Annotated in this window: 8 protein-coding genes; 6 read left to right on the top strand and 2 right to left on the bottom strand. The window is 60.6% G+C overall.

The genetic code is table 11. The features are described 5' to 3' along the window. Positions 1–204 precede the first annotated feature (204 nt). From QNH97_RS12210 to QNH97_RS12185, 6 genes are all read left to right on the top strand, one after another. Complete coding sequence (locus QNH97_RS12210; protein ID WP_283557051.1) at positions 205–1470, top strand: glycosyltransferase; 1266 nt, start codon at positions 205–207, stop codon at positions 1468–1470. A gap of 106 nt (positions 1471–1576) precedes the next feature. Continuing rightward, positions 1577–8875, top strand: coding sequence for a non-ribosomal peptide synthetase (locus QNH97_RS12205; RefSeq protein WP_283557050.1), 7299 nt, complete (start codon positions 1577–1579; stop codon positions 8873–8875). An 86-nt stretch (positions 8876–8961) separates the two neighbouring features. Beyond that, positions 8962–10122 (top strand): FAD-dependent monooxygenase, encoded by a 1161-nt coding sequence (locus QNH97_RS12200; RefSeq protein ID WP_283557049.1) that lies wholly within the window; start codon positions 8962–8964, stop codon positions 10120–10122. A gap of 575 nt (positions 10123–10697) precedes the next feature. After that, on the top strand, positions 10698–11525 hold the full coding sequence (locus QNH97_RS12195) for a helix-turn-helix transcriptional regulator (protein WP_283557048.1): 828 nt from the start codon (positions 10698–10700) through the stop codon (positions 11523–11525). A gap of 87 nt (positions 11526–11612) precedes the next feature. Then, the gene (adeC, locus tag QNH97_RS12190; RefSeq protein WP_283557047.1) at positions 11613–13037 is read left to right on the top strand and encodes an AdeC/AdeK/OprM family multidrug efflux complex outer membrane factor; all 1425 of its coding nucleotides are present in this window, start codon (positions 11613–11615) and stop codon (positions 13035–13037) included. 6 nt (positions 13038–13043) lie between these two features. Further along, positions 13044–13250 carry a hypothetical protein gene (locus QNH97_RS12185; protein ID WP_283557046.1) on the top strand — a complete coding sequence of 69 codons (207 nt, stop codon included), beginning with the start codon at positions 13044–13046 and terminating at the stop codon, positions 13248–13250. Positions 13251–13524: 274 nt separating this feature from the next. Here QNH97_RS12185 and hemN read toward each other — a convergent pair whose 3' ends face one another. After that, positions 13525–14913, bottom strand: a complete 1389-nt coding sequence (hemN, locus tag QNH97_RS12180; RefSeq protein WP_283557045.1) for an oxygen-independent coproporphyrinogen III oxidase — start codon at positions 14911–14913, stop codon at positions 13525–13527. After that, positions 14910–16283, bottom strand: coding sequence for an oxygen-independent coproporphyrinogen III oxidase (locus QNH97_RS12175; RefSeq protein WP_283557044.1), 1374 nt, complete (start codon positions 16281–16283; stop codon positions 14910–14912). Before QNH97_RS12175 ends, hemN begins: the two co-directional genes overlap by 4 nt. Positions 16284–16348: the final 65 nt, after the last annotated feature.

Raw genomic sequence — 16348 nt, 5'->3', positions numbered from 1 at the left:
GGGGGCTCCCAATCTCTGGACTCGACACCCAACCTGATCTGCGGACCAGAATGTCCCCGTTTTCCGCTACAGACTTTTCCTACCTGGAAACGCCTAATACCCCCTCAAGCTGAATCGTTTTTGTGGATCGGATTCCACAGGCGATACCTGATCGTCGCCGATCAGGGCTGTCACTCATCGCACGATCACTCTAGAGGGAGTTTTATGCATGTGATCATTACGGCCATCGGCTCAGCCGGTGACGTTCATCCATTTGTCGGGATCGGTCGCACGCTCGCAGCACGTGGCCATCGGATAACATTCTGCGCCAGCGCGGCGTTTGCGCCGGTGATCGAGCGCTGCGGTTTCAAGTTCCTGCCATTGGGTACCCGCGAGGAATATCAAGCGGTCATGGCCGACCCGGCGTTGTGGCATCCACGAACGGCACTGCCCACCCTATGGAAAACCGTCGGCGGTACCTTGCGCGACCAGTATCGGCTCCTGGAGCAAGCGTGCGATGACGACACCGTCATGCTCGGTTCATTGTGGGCGTTTTCCGCCCGCCTGCTGCAAGAAAAACACGGCATTCCGCTGATCACCGGGCAGGTTACACCGTTCGCCATCTGGTCGCCCCTCGCGCGTCCCACCCATCCTCCTGGCGCGAACCTGCCGGCCTTTGTCCCGTATCCCGTGAGGCGCCTGCTGCTGAGTGTCATCGAGCATGCCTTCCTGGATCGGCTCATGAAGCCGGAGCTCAACGGTTTTCGCCGCGAACTGGGCCTGCCTCCGGTCAAACGCATCATCAGCCAGTGGATTTCCTCGCCCGATCGGGTATTGGGATTGTTTGCCGATTGGTTCGCCCCGATCCAACAGGACTGGCCCGCCCAGACGGTACTGACCGGGTTCCCGCTATTCGATGAATCCGGCTTCGAGGAACCCGACGCCGAACTGGAGGACTTCTTGAACGAGGCGCCACCGGTGGTGTTTACCCCGGGTTCGACCACGGTGGATGCCAAGCAGTATTTCGCTGCTGCGGCGCAAGCGCTTAAGTTGACAGGCCGCCGCGGGGTGTTCCTGACGAGTCAGCCGGTAGACCCATCGTTGTCCAGCGACGGCACGATCCTGGTCAGGCGCTACGTCCCCATGAGCCGCATCCTGCCCCATACCGCGGCACTGGTGCATCACGGAGGCGTCGGCACAACGGCCCTGGCCTTCGCCGCCGGAGTTCCCCAGGTCACTACGCCGTTTGCCCACGATCATTTCGACAATGCGGCGCGAATGGAGCGCTTGGGGTGCGGCTTGCAAGTGCTCACTCCGGCCTCCGCGGAGTCGCTGGCCGCAGCCTTGGACACGGTGTTGAACAGTGCCGAGGTACGCGCCCGTTGTGACCGCTACCGCAAGCTGATGCCCAGTGGTGACAGCGCCCGCGAAGCGGCGGCGCTGCAAGTCGAGGCACTCGCCGCCCGCGCTGATGTGTACCGCGTAGCGTAATCACGGATTGACGGTGATTGACTGTGCGCTGCCGATGGCCCGGTTTCAGGCATTCCTCTTTTTCATTCGTTTCATCGGGCCATCGGATCGGCCCACGGAGAACACCATGACTCAGACCATGCCCGCCTCGGGTGCAGAGCACCTGCTTTATCCCCTCGCCGCCCCGCAACTGGATATCTGGCTGGACCAGGTGCTGCATGGCGACAGTCCGTTGTACAACATCGGCGGCTACGCGCGTATCAATGGCGCGGTCGACGCCTCATTGATGCAAATGGCCATCGATCAAGTCGTCAACCGCCACGATGCCTTGCGTATCCAACTGGTCCCAGGCTCAGCCGAACATCCTTTGCCACGGCAACGGTTCCTGGGCACGGTCAGCGTTCCACTGAACGTGCATGACGTCTCCGGGCATGGGGATCCGGAGGCCAGCGCACTGGCCTTGCTGCAGGAAAACCTGCAAACCGCGTTTTCCTTCGACGACGGATTGCTGTTGCGCGCGGACCTGCTCAAGGTCCGGGAAGATCTCTACTACTTTTTCGTCAATGGCCACCACCTGATCATCGATGGCTGGTCCTTCGCCATGATCGGCCGGGCCATCAGCCAGGCCTATACCGCCCTGCATGACCAGACGGAAAACGAGGTCACGGCGCCGACCTATCGAACCTATATCGAGCAGCAAGACACCGTCAAAGACTCGGCCGCCTTCCAGCGCCAACGCCAGTATTGGCTGGATAAATATCGCACCTTGCCCGAGCCCCTGCTGGCGCCCCGTTATCTGGGTCGATTCGGACAGGGCCTGGCGCCCAGCCAGAACCATGCCTGGCGCCTACCGCGGGCACTTTACAATCGCCTCGGCGAACAGGCGAAAGCGTCCGGCCAGGCCACGGTTTTCCACGTCATGCTGGCGGTGCTGTACAGCTACTTCGCGCGCGTCGAGCAACGCGACGAGATCGTGATCGGCCTGCCCATCCTCAACCGCGCCAATGCTGCACACAAAGCCACGGTCGGTTTATTCGTCGGCATGAGTCCGGTACGTCTGAGCCTGGGCACCGACCTGCGCTTCAGCGAACTGGCCGGCAAGATTGCCCTGACGCTCAAGCAGGACTACCGGTACCAACGCTTTCCGTTGAGCGAACTGAACCGCGAGCTTGGCTTGCAGAACCAGGGCCGACGCCAGTTGTTCGACGTGGTGGTGTCCTACGAACAGGACCAGGACACCTGGTACGGACCCGCGCTCGCCCAGCCCGTCAAACTCAGCAACGGCTACGAACAGATGCCGCTGGCGATGCACATTCGCGAAGCCGCGCTGGACGACGATGTGTGGATGCATTTCATCTACAACGAAGCCTATTTCGAAGCCCCACAGATCGAGGCGTTGCAACAGCGCTTCACGAATATCCTGGAGCAGGTGGCCGCTGATTTCGATGCGCCGGTCAATACCCTGGACCTGATGCCTCCCACTGAACGCCAGGTGCTGCGTGAATGGAATCGCACCGCCGTCGACTACCCCAGGGATGTGTTGCTCCATCAATTGATCGAGGCCCAGGTCGTCGCTTGCCCTCATGCAATCGCGGTGCGCTTCGAGGGTCAGTCGCTGACCTATGACCAACTGAACCGCCAAGCCAACCGCCTGGCCCACGCCCTGCTGGAAGCAGGTCTTGGTCCGGACGCCCGAGTCGCCATCTGCGTGGAGCGCAGCCTGGAGATGGTCGTGGGCCTGCTGGGCATTCTCAAGGCAGGCGCCGCCTACGTGCCGCTGGACCCGGGTTATCCGACCGACCGTTTGAGCCATATGCTGAACGACAGCGCGCCGGGCGTCCTGATCACCACCCGTGGGCTATTGACGAACCTGCCCACCGTGGCGATGCCCGTGTTGTGCCTGGACACCGACCCTGAACGCCTGTCCCGGCAACCGGAGCACAACCCGGACGCCGCCGCACTGGGCTTGACGCCGCAACACCTGGCCTATGTGATCTACACCTCTGGCTCCACGGGCCTGCCTAAAGGCGTCATGAACCAGCATGACGGGGTCGTGAATCGATTGCTCTGGGCCCGCGATGCCTACGGGGTCGATGAGCACAGCCGTGTCTTGCAGAAAACCCCGTTCAGTTTCGATGTGTCCGTCTGGGAGTTTTTCCTGCCCTTGCTCAGCGGCGCGCAACTGGTCGTCGCCGCCCCCGACGGGCACAAGGACCCTGGCTACTTGATGGACATCATGGCGAGCGCCGGCATCACGCTGTTGCACTTCGTGCCGTCGATGTTGCAGATCTTCCTCGACCAGGTCGAGCCACAGCGCTTGCCCGACCTGAAGCAGGTCCTGTGCAGTGGCGAAGCCTTGCCCTACGCCTTGCAGAAGCGCTTCTTCGAACGTTTGCCGGCGGTGCAGTTGCACAACCTCTACGGCCCCACCGAAGCGGCCATCGACGTAACGGCCTGGCGTTGCCGGCCCCACGTGCATGAAGGCATCGTGCCGATCGGCCAACCCATCGCGAACATCCAGATGCATGTCCTCGATGCGAACCTGCAGTTGCTGCCGCCCGGTGTCGCGGGCGAGCTTCACATCGGTGGCCTGGGTGTTGCGCGAGGTTATTTGAACCGTCCCGAACTGACGGCCGAACGCTTTATCCGTGACCCGTTCCAGAGCGCGCCCCAGGCCCGCCTGTACAAGACCGGTGACCTGGGGCGTTGGTTGCCCGACGGCAGCATCGAATACCTCGGACGCAACGATTTCCAGGTGAAGATCCGCGGCCTGCGCATCGAACTCGGCGAAATCGAAGCCCACCTGCTCGCTTGCGAGGGTGTCAAAGACGTGGTTGTGATCGCTCGCCAGGAACACGACGGTAATGCGTACCTCAGCGCCTATCTGGTCAGCGACCCCGGTTGCGTGCTGTCACCGCAAGAACTGCAAGACGCCTTGCGCCAGCAGGTTCCCGACTACATGGTGCCCCGGCACCTGATTCAGCTTGAGCAATTGCCGTTGAGTGTAAACGGCAAGTTGGACCGCAAGGCCTTGCCCGAGCCGCAAGCCTTGGGCAGTGCCGAGACGACAGCGCCACGCACGCCGCTGGAGCAGGCATTGGCCGACCTCTGGGGGGACAACCTGAACCGACCTGCACCCGGTGTCCACGACAACTACTTCACGTTGGGCGGCGACTCCTTGAAGGTCATTCACTTGCAGATCAAGGCGCGTGAACAAGGCATCGCGCTGACGCTGGCGCAGATTTACCAGCACCCCACCATCGCTCAGTTGGCCCAACTCCTACAGACGCAAGAAGCATCTTCGACAGGCCTGCAACCCTTGGCCCACGTGGCGCCTTTTGCCCAGGTGCCGCAAGCGATCCGCCAGGCCAGCGAAGGTTTGTACGATGACGTGTTTGCCGCGTCGCAACTGCAAGTCGGCATGATCTATCACTCGATGATGCACCCGGACTCGGCGATCTATCACGACATCTTCCGCTACCGCCTGCGCCTGCGTTGGGATGCGGCGGCCTGGGAGCGGGCCTGTGCCGCGTTGATCCGGCGTCACCCGGCCTTGCGCATGTCGTTCGATATTGGCCACGCCGAAGTGCCCATGGCCCGCGTACACTCGACGGTCGAGCCACCCGTGCAGGTCATCGATGTCCTCTCTCTGAGCCCCGCTGCACGGGCCGAGGCCATTGGCAGCTATGTGGAGGAACGCAAGCGTTACCGCGAAGACTGGCAGCGGGCGCCGCTGTATCAGTTCGGCGTATTCGTCGCGCAGGATGAAATCGACCTGGTGTTCAGTTTTCACCATGCGATCCTCGACGGCTGGAGTGTCGCGACCTTGATGCGCGACCTGATCACGCTCTACACCTCGGCGCCTGAACCCCCGGCACTGCCCGCCCTGACCACCACGCCAGCCGATTTCGTGATCCTGGAGCAGGAAGCGATGGCAACGGATGAGCATCGCCAGTTCTGGAGCGACTACCTGCGCGACGCACCCGCCGCCGCCATGACCAGCTGGATCCATGCGGTTGCCCCGGACTCGACGCCCCACCGTTCGGCCTACCGTGAAATGCCCGCAGCGGACCTGGCCCGACTCGAAGCGTTCTGCCTGGCCCAGGACCTGCCGTTGCGCGCGGTCTTGCTGACGGCCCACGGTTTCGCCCAAGCCGTCATGTCCAATCAAAAGGAAGTGCTGTGTGGTGTGATCAGCCATGGGCGGCCAGAGTTCGAGGATGCTGCCTCGGTCCTGGGCTTGTTCCTCAATACCCTCCCCATGCGCTTCAGCACCCTCGGCCAGGATTGGCTTGCGGTCATCCAGGCGGTGATTGCCCAGGAACAACAGGTGTTCGCCCATCGGCGTTATCCGTTCGCATTGATTCATCGCGAAACCGACGTCGCCTTGAACGTGGTATTCAATTACGTCGATTTTTATGTCCTCAAGGACATGCTGGCAAAGGGAGAGGAAATCCTCACGGACTGGGAAACCACGGAAGCCAGCAACTATGACTTGCTGACCACGCTGGGCCGTCACCCTGGCAATGGTTCGCTGATGTTGAAGATGGACTACTGCACGGCGCGAGTTGCCACCAGCCAGGTTGAAGCCTATGCCGATTACCTGTTGCGCACGCTGGAACTGATGATCGCCGCCCCCCACGCCAAACCCAGCATACCGGCATGGCTGCCGCGCTTCGAACGAACCGCGCCAGGATCAGCCATGGCATTGCCCCATGACAATCTGTCGGCCTTGTTGCTGGACAGCTTCGCGCGCCATGACCAGCAGACCGCCGTGAGTCTTGACCAGACCCGCCTTTCATACCGCCAACTGCGGGATGCCAGCGCACAACTGGTGACCTGGCTGCACCAGCAGGGTATCGGCCAGGGCGATCGGGTCGCGATCATGATGCCCCGCTCGCCCGACCTGATCATTGCCTTGCTCGGTGTCGTACAGGCCGGCGCCGCCTATGTACCGATTGACCTGAGCTACCCGAATGAGCGCATCGAGCTGATTCTCGAAGACTCGCAACCACGCCTGGTGCTGTTCGCCGATGCGTCTGCGCACCTGGCGATGACCCTGGCGGGCCAGGCCGACAGGCGTCACTGGGACAGCGTGGTCGGCGATTTCGACGACAACCTTGAGCACTGTCACGCGCAGGTTGCCTCTATCGCCGCAGACATCGTGGCTGACGATAACGCCTATCTGCTCTATACGTCCGGCTCGACGGGCCGCCCCAAAGGCGTGGCCATGCCGCACCGGGCATTGACCAACATGATCCTCTGGCAGAACCGCCAGCAGGCACAAGATGTCTGCCCGGATGCGCTGAAAACGCTGCAATATTCGCCCATTTCGTTCGACGTGTCGTTCCAGGAGATTTTCTCGACCCTGTCTTGCGGTGCCGAGCTGGTGATGATCGATGAGGGCCTGCGCTATGACTTCATCCGGTTGTTGAAATTCATCTGCGCGCAAGGCGTGAACCGCCTGTTCCTGCCCTACGTCGCCTTCCAGGGTTTGGCCGAAGTCGCCATGCAGTTGGGCATCCGCCCGGTATCGCTAGGCCAGATCAATGTGGCAGGCGAGCAGCTGAAAATCACCGCGGAAATCCGCGACCTGATTGATCACCTCGACGACTGCCGGGTCGAAAATCACTATGGCCCCACCGAAGCGCACGTGGTCACGAGCCTGAAACTTGAAGGCACCGCGGCGGCCTGGCCAAGCATGCCGCCAATCGGCACGCCCATCGACGGGGTACGCATGCATGTCCTCGATACGGCGGGCAACCCCTGCCCGGTCGGGGTCATGGGCGACCTGTTCATCGAAGGCGCATGCCTGGCCAACGGCTACTGGAACCAACCCGACCTGACTGACGAACGCTTTGTCTATCGCCAGCTGGAAGGCCAGACCCGGCGCTTATATGAAACCGGGGATATCGGCTTCTACCTGCCCTGGGGCGATCTGGTGTACCAGGGCCGCAGCGACGCCCAAGTCAAAATCCGCGGCTATCGCGTCGAGCTCGGCGAGATCGAAGTGGCCATGCTCGGCTCCGCCCGGTTCAGGGCCGACATTCAGCAGGTGGCGGTCATCGACAAGCCGGCAACCGATGGCAGTCGTTATCTGGTGGGCTTCGTCCAGCCCATGCCGGGCCGCACGCCAGACTTGGCTCAACTCAAGGCCGAAATGCGCCTGGCGCTGCCCGACTACATGGTGCCGAACACACTTGTCAGCATTGCCCAGCTACCGCTTGGCCCCACCGGCAAGATCGATCGTCGGCGATTGCAGAAAGTAGACGTCCAACAGACGTTGCTGCGTCCCTTCATCGCGCCCAGGAATGTCATGGAGGATCTGTTGCAAGCCTACTGGCAAGAAACCCTGGGCATGGACGACATCAGCGTCTACGACAACTTCTTCGAACTGGGGGGTAACTCGCTCAAGGCAGTGCAACTGGTGGCCATGCTCGCCAGGCATCAAGGCCTGGAGCCGTCGCTGTCCGACTTCATCCAGGCCCCGACCATTGCCGAGTTCGCCCAGGTGCTGCAACAGACCGAAGCCGGACACCCTGGTACCGGCGCGCTGGTGGACTTCAAAAATGCCCCGCGCAAACCGATGCTGTTCCTCGTGCACCCCATCGGTGGGCACGTACTGTGTTATGCGGCACTGGCGCGCGTCCTCAAGGACCAGGTTCACCTGTATGCATTGCAAGCACCGGGAACATGGGATGCCCGTGAGCCGTTGCAATCGGTGCAGGCCCAAGCGGTGTGTTACGCCGATGCCATCGAAGAGATAGCGCCCGAAGGACCTCTGAATGTGGGTGGCTGGTCCTATGGCGGCGTCGTGGCGTATGAGCTGGCGAGCGAGTTGCAGCGGCGCGGGCGGCGTCTGCATAACGTGTTTTTGCTGGACACCATCGTGCGCGTCAGTCAGGGCGAGGTGCAGATAGAACGCAGCGAGTTCATGAATTGGTTCATGTGGGAACTGCTCAGCGGCGACGGCCAGAAAGAATATGACTACCAGGCCCTGGACTTCTCCTCCATGGCCGACGCCCATGCCTTCGAAGCAATCAGGCAGCACGGCATTGACCAGGGCATTTTCGACGAGTCCATCACCCTGGCGACGCTGGACCAGTTGTTCCGAGTCTTTCATGCCAACTGGCAAGGGTTGCTGGACTACCGCTTTCCGCCACTGGACTTGCCTATCACGCTATTCGCGGCGGATGTCGAGCTGCCCGACGTGCTGCAAGCCCCCCATGAACTGGTGGGCACGGCCTTTCGCGACCCGTACCGCGGCTGGCGCTCGATTGCGCCCCACGTGCAGCGAGTCGCCGTGGAAGGCGACCATTTGACCATGATGCGCGAGCCCCATATCGAGCGGGTGGGCGAGTTCATCAAGTCACGCATGGACATGGCCCGGACCAGGAACGCCGGATCCATGAAGGCATTCGCCTAACCATTACCGCCGGTCGCGGGGCTGGATTGACGGCCCCGCTTGACTCAAATGCCCGGTCGTCCCGGGCTCGATACAGGTGAAACAGCATGACAGAACCCAGAAAAGCCATTGTGGCCGGCGCCGGTATCGGCGGACTGACCGCGGCCATCGCGCTGCAGCGAGCGGGCTGGCAGGTCAAGGTCTTCGAAGCGGCCCAGTCACTGCGTACCGGTGGCACCGGCTTGTCCATCATGGCCAACGCCATGGCGGCGCTGCATTCGATCGATGCCCATGTGCCGGTGGAACAGGCGGGCCAGGTGATCCGAGCGTTTTATTTCAAGGATAAAAATGGCGATCCCATTACCAGCATGCCGATCCACGAAATCGGTGAACAGTTGGGCCACCCCAGTGTGAATATCCAGCGCCCCCTGCTGCTGCGTGCCCTGGCGCAACAGCTCGCACCTGACACCCTGACCACCGGGATGCGGTGTGTGGGGTATGCCCATCGCCCGGATGGCGTGACGGTGCGGTTCGAAGATGGCAGCACCGACGAGGCGGATCTGCTGATTGGCGCCGATGGCCTGAACTCAGTGATCCGCCAGCAGATGTTGGGCGAGACGCCAATACGCCCATCGGGCTATGTCGCCTGGCTGGCGGTCACGCCATTCAGCCATCCGGTCATGACCGAAGGTTATGTGGCGCATTATTGGGGCCGCGGCAAGCGCTTTGGGCTTTGCGATGTGGGGGACGGCCAAGCGTATTGGTGGGGAACCTGCAATCACGAAAACGCGGCGGATGCCGCCTTGAACATCAGCAAGCAGGAAGTGCTCAGCGCCTATGCCGGCTGGGCACCGGAAGTCCTGGCGGCCATCGAGGCCACCCCCGACAGCGCGCTGTTGAAAATGCATGCCCGGGATCGCCGTCCCGTGGAGCAATTCTGTGACGGACACGTGGCGCTGTTGGGTGATGCGGCGCATCCCATGTTGCCCAGCCTGGGCCAGGGTGCGGCGCAGGCGATTGAAGATGCCGTGGTGCTGGCCGACCGCTTGGCCCATATGCCAGACCTGCGCACCGCGCTGGCAAATTACCAGGCGTATCGACACCCCCGGGCCAATGGGATCGTCAATGCCGCCCGCTTCATGAGCGGCATCGAACAGGCCGAGTCGACACTCGCCTGCTGGCTCCGGGAATGGTATTTCCGCCTGACCCCGCAAAGCAGCCTGCGTAAAAAGAACATCGACATCCTGTCGTTCAAGCCCTGCGCATAAGACGTCACACGAATCACATCACCGACATGCGTCAATGACAAAAAACGACTTCCACACAGACAAAAAACGACATATTTATAAACGAAAATCGAAGAAATCCGAATCCTCCGCCATAATCGGAAGTCTGGATTTCGGGCATTTCTGCCAGATTATTCCCACCTGCAAGATTGTAAACATACAGATGACGGGCGCCTTTTTCAGGTGCAGAGAACGATCTAAGTCATTAATTTAAAAATGAATATATCAATACGAAAGCCTAAGAAAACTCCCTCGATGCGCTCACCGATCGAGGAGCAGACTTTCGCTCAATGCGTATTTTTGCCAGGCGTCATCAGAGCGCAGCGCCACCCATTGACCCGGAATGTCCCTGTTTTCCCTTACAGACTTTTCCTACGCTAAAACGCTTAATAGTCCTACCGGCTGAACCGTTTATGTGTGAATGGATTCACAGGTGATATTTGACCCCAAGGTATCAAATCCAGAAAAGGCTTCAGCATTTTGAGAAGCGGTCGGATTTTCTTCCGTCAACGATCACTGCGATGCAGAGCTTTTTCGACATATGCAGGATAAGCATAATGAATCGACATGCGTGTATTGAGGGCGCCGAGAAATCGCACCTCTACGTAGAGCTAGGAAAGCTGATTTCAAGTGTCGGGCACGAGAGCTTCTTGACCAACATGCACCAGATGATCGAAACATCGGTGCCTGTCAGTCGACTCGAGTTGAGTGAATGGACCGTGGACGACACCCAATCGGACGTCCTCGATGTCCAACTGCTGGGGTACGCGGGCTCAGAAAGAAACCCGCACTTGCAATCCGCCTGCCCTACCAGTGCGATACAGCGCAACGATCACCCCTTGGTGAAACGAGTGCTGGAGGTGGACGACGCCTTGCTGATCCATCTGAACGCCCGGATGCAGGACGAAAAAGGCAACAACTGCCTGGGTACATCCCATCAATGCTATCTGATCTCATGCAAGGCCAATCGTCGTTGCGTGATCTCGGTGCATCGCCCCCAGGGGCAGCGCGACTTTTCCCTCCAGGAACTGTCCTTTTTGAAGTACCTCTCCGAGACGCTGCTGCCGCTGGCAGAGCGACACGCGCACCTCAATCGGCAGTCTTGCTTTAAGAACCCTGGCAGCGCCACGAGCCATTCGCTTGATAGCACTGAACAAAGCCAGTTGCAGCGCGATTTCAATGAGCGATTGAGCCCGTGCGACGTGACGCTTTCGGTACGGGAAAAAGAGGTCTGCCTGGGGCTGCTGGCCGGAGGCACCGTACCGGAGATCGCGGAAAAGCTACGGGTCAAGAACAGCTCCATCGAAACCTATCTCAAACGTGCCGCCGCCAAGTTGGGTGTCAGCGGACGGCATGGGCTGGCGAAATGGATGATCGGATCATGACCGCGCGCTGCGGGCGAGTGTGGTCCCAATAGAACCCGCCTGCCCGCGCCTGCGGGGCCTGAGCAGGTATCACGATGAGACAGGTCGATGCATAAACTCTTGAGCCCCTTGGCGGCCGCGGCATTCCTGCTCGGCGGTTGTTCGCTTATCCCGGACTACCGACGCCCCGATGCACCAATAGCCGGGCAATACCCACAGACGTCCGCCTATGCCCCTGCCCTGTCGGGGTCTATCGCCGCCGAACAGGGTTGGCGTGACTTGTTCCAGGATCCGGCGCTGCAGCAACTTATCGAAAGCGCGCTGGCCAACAACCGCGACTTGCGGGTAGCGGCCCTGAATGTCGAGGCTTACCAGGCGCAATATCGGATTCAGCGGGCGGATCTCTACCCGGCAATCAGTGCCAATGGCACAGGTTCGCGTCAGCGGCTGCCGGCCAGCCTGTCGGGAACCGGTGACGCCGCGATCAGCAGCTCTTACTCGGCAACGCTGGGAATCAGCGCCTATGAGCTGGACCTGTTCGGGCGGATCCGCAGCCTCAGTGATGAGGCGTCCCTGGTCTATCTGTCCAGCGAAGAAGCCCGTCGCAGTACCCAATTGAGCCTGGTGGCCAGCGTGGCCAGCGCCTACCTGACCTGGCGTGCCGATCAGGAACTGTTGGCACTGACCCAGGACACGCTCCAGTCCTACGAGCAAAGCCTGCGCGTGACCGAACGCAGCAATCAGGTCGGCACCGCTTCGGCCCTGGACCTGAGCCAATCGCGAACCTCGGTGGAAAGCGCCAAGGCCAGTTTGGCCAGGTTCCAACGCCAGGTCGCCCAGGACCACAACAGCCTCACGTTGCTGGTGGGTACTTCGGTCGCGGATGACCTGCCCGCCCGGCCGCTGGCATCCGACCTGCTCACCGAAGTACCTGCCGGTCTGCCTTCGGACCTGTTGCAACGACGGCCCGACATTCTTGAGGCCGAGTACTTGTTGCAATCGGCCAATGCCAACATCGGCGCGGCCCGTGCCGCATTCTTCCCGAGCATCAGCCTGACGGCCAATGCCGGCAGTTCGAGCAGCGAACTGTCTGGGCTGTTCAAGGGTGGTTCGGGCAGTTGGGTGTTTCAACCACAGATCAATTTGCCGATTTTCAATGCCGGCAGCCTTCGGGCGAGCCTGAACTATTCGAAAATCCAGAAAGACATCCGCGTATCGCAATACGAGAAAGCTATCCAGACCGCCTTCCAAGAAGTTTCCGATGGCCTGGCGGCACGCAAGACTTATAAGGACCAATTGGTCGCCCAGCACGATCTGGTACAGGCCAACCAGGACTATTACCGCCTGGCGGAGCGGCGCTATCGCATTGGCGTGGATAACAGCCTGACATTCCTGGATGCCCAACGCTCGCTGTTCAGCGCCCGACAAACCCTGATCGCCGACCGGCTGTCGCAGCTGCTCGCCGAGGTCAGCCTGTACAAGGCCCTGGGCGGGGGTTGGGTAGAACGCACAAACAAAGTGACTGTGAGGTGACTGCAAATGGGCACATTCGAACCCGGGGCACTGGTGCGCTTACGCTCGGGAGGTAAAACGATGGTGGTCAAACATGCTTCGTCAATATCCCAGCTGCCCGAAACCTCGCTGCTGCTCTGCGAGTACCGCGCCAAGAATCGCCTGGTGCAAGGCTTCTATGCGATACGCGACTTGATCCCGGCCTCCGGAAATCCCGACAGCGAAAAATCATAGCCAACCCCGCCATCAGCGGAGAAAACCGACCCCTGTGGCTAGGGAGCTTGCTCCGTGGATGCCCATAGAGGATCACAATGTGGCGAGGGAGCTTGCTCCCGCTGGGCTGCGCAGCAGCCCTCAAAGAAGCTGAATACAATCATCCTGACACTCCTCAGAGGTAGGTTTCGGGGCTGCTTCGCACCCTCAGCGGGAGCAAGCTCCCTCGCCACACCAAAAGCAGTCCCGTATGCCTCAGTTGATACAGGTGGCAGCCTCGACTTTTGTGCCGTCGTCAGACCGTACGCGAATACTGGACTGCCTGGTCTGCCCCCAGGTACGCATCAAAAGCCATGGCAACACTGCGCATCATCAATTGGCCCTGGGGCAATAGCACTAGCGCTTCGTCCGTGATTTCCAACAGTCCGTCGCTCACCTGTTCCTGGAGCCGGTCCAGCACGTCAGCGAAGTACTCGTTGAAACGAATGCCATGACCGGCCTCGATCCCGCCGAACTCTACCCGTCCATGGCACATCAGTTCGCTGATGACCTCACGCCGCAAGCGGTCATCCTCACTCAGGCGATAGCCCCGTTGCACCGGCAACAGGCCTTGGTCCAGGCGGGAGTAATACTGGGAAAGCTCCTTGACGTTCTGGTTGTAACTGTCGCCCACCTTGCCGATCGACGAAACGCCCAGGCCAATCAAGTCGCAATCGGCATGGGTGGAGTAACCCTGAAAGTTGCGCTGCAGCGTGCCCTGGGCGCGGGCGCGCACCAGTTCATCGTCCGGCAAGGCGAAGTGGTCCATGCCGATGTAGACGTAGCCAGCCTCGGTCAGGCGATTGATGGTCAACTCCAGCAACTCCAGCTTGCGCTCCGGCGGGGGCATGTCTTCGGGCCGGATCATCCGCTGCGCCCGCACCCGTTGTGGCAGATGCGCATAGCTGTAGGCAGCAATACGGTCGGGACGCAGGGCAATGATCTTGCTCAAGGTCACATCGAAACTGGCAACGGTCTGCAGCGGCAGGCCGTAGATCAGGTCAACACTGACCGACTTGAAGCACGCCAGCCGAGCCGCTGCCACCAGCTCGACAACCTGGGCTTCGCTTTGTACCCGATTGACGGCCGCCTGCACCTGGGCGTCGAAATCCTGGACGCCGAAACTCAAGCGATTGAAACCCAGCTCGCGCAGGCCCTGGATCTGTTGCGCATCGATGGTCCGGGGATCGACCTCGATGGAAAACTCATGCGCGTCGCTGTCATCCATGTCGAACGATTGGTGCAGACAGTCCATCAAGTCGGCCAACTGCTCATGGGTCAGGTAAGTCGGCGTACCGCCCCCCAAGTGCAATTGGGTCAGTTTGCGCGAGCGGTCAAACAGGGTCGCCTGCTGGACAATTTCGCGCTTGAGGTACGTCAGGTATTCGACGGCGCGATGAGTCTTGCGCGTGATGATCTTATTGCACGCGCAGTAATAACAGAGGCTCTGGCAGAACGGGATATGGATGTACACCGACAACGGCTTGGGCACCGGCGCCTGATTACTGCGCTGGGCCGCATGCCGGTAGTCATCCATGGCAAACGCCTGATGAAACTGCGGGGCCGTGGGATAAGAGGTGTAGCGCGGCCCCGGAAGGTCGTATTTTTCCACCAGGGCGCGATTGAAAGCGGACGCAGCGTTCATGAGATATTCAACTTTTCAAAGGAGCGTGGGCCTGCGTCATCCGGCTCTGGATCGAACAGATTGCAGATCGCATCCACATTCAGGCGCCCGGCGGGCAGGATGCCGATAAACCGGCTCGACAATTCAATCAATCCTTTGTCGTGCAACACCTCCAGCAGCGGCCAGACAGGCGCGAAATGCTCGCGAAACACCAGCCCAAACTGCGCTTCGATGGCCGCGATATCCAGCTCCAGATCACAGGAAAGCTGCTCGATCACGCTTGCACTGACCAGATCCTGCGCCTCACAGCGCCAGCCGCGACACACGGGCAACTGTCCGGCGTCCAGTTGCTGACAGTAGTGGAGCAGATCGTCAGTGTTCTGCACGTACAACTGTTCGATCTGGGTAACCGCCGACAAGCCAAAACCCACGTGATCACAGCAACCGTGACGGGTAAACCCCTGGCAATTGCGATGCAGCCGTCCGTGCTCCTGGGCCACCGCCAAGTCATCGTCGGCGCGGACGAAATGCCCCAGGCCGATATAGTGATACCCCGCGCCAATCAGTTGCTCGCAGCAAATCCGCCGCATGGCCTCCTTGTCGGCCCGACTGCAAAAGGCCACGGCGGTCCCGGCGTTCTTCGAGCGATAACGATAAGGCGCATGGGCATAGTCAAAAACGTGCAGCCGATCCGGCTCCAGCTCGACCAGCGTCGCCAGTTTCAGGGCGAAACTGTCGGGCGTCTGCCAGGCATGGCCGTAACCGAGGTCAATATTGATCGAGCGAAAACCAAAAGTTCGCGCCGCATCGATCAGCGAATGAATCGGGGCCGGGTTCTGGTAGCAATCGACTGACAAATCACTGTCGGTACCGATGTCGGGAACCCCGATGCTGACGTGGGTGAATCCCTGGTCACGAATCAGGCCCATGGTCGACCAGTCAGTGTGATGCAGGTCCACCTCGATGCTGTGATCGCCGCTGTCATATTCGCAGAAGTCAAAGCGCTTGCGCAGATCCCCCATCAGCGTCTGCAGATGAGCAATCACCGGGGTGCCACCGGTCAGGCAAAACTGTTCGACCCGCCGCCCTGCCCCCAAGTGGCAACCGACCAGCCCCATCTCGTACGTCAGGCGTTGCAGATACCCCTCGATTTCCCCGCACCGGCAGACACTGGCCAACGTCGAACACGATGCCAGTCGCAAACGCGAAGGCAGGTGCACCGACAGGGACAGGGGGCGTCGCGCCTGGCGGCTGTCGCGCAAGCCTCGCAGCAGGTCGAGCGAGCCGATGCCAGCATGGAATTTTCGCGTCCCGACTGGGCAATCGACGTCAACCACCGCGCAGACACGTCCTGCGGATCGCTCGCCGAGGGTTTGAATCAGGTCGAACATGACAATCTCCGAGTGGCTGCGCAGCAACAGTGTCTGACGTAACCCGCCGGGCCACCTTGACCTGT

Source organism: Pseudomonas sp. G2-4 (assembly GCF_030064125.1).
In the GTDB taxonomy this organism is placed as follows: Bacteria; Pseudomonadota; Gammaproteobacteria; order Pseudomonadales; family Pseudomonadaceae; genus Aquipseudomonas.
Note: the sequence above shows the minus strand (reverse complement) of the source record. Positions and strands in the feature narration are given on the sequence as shown.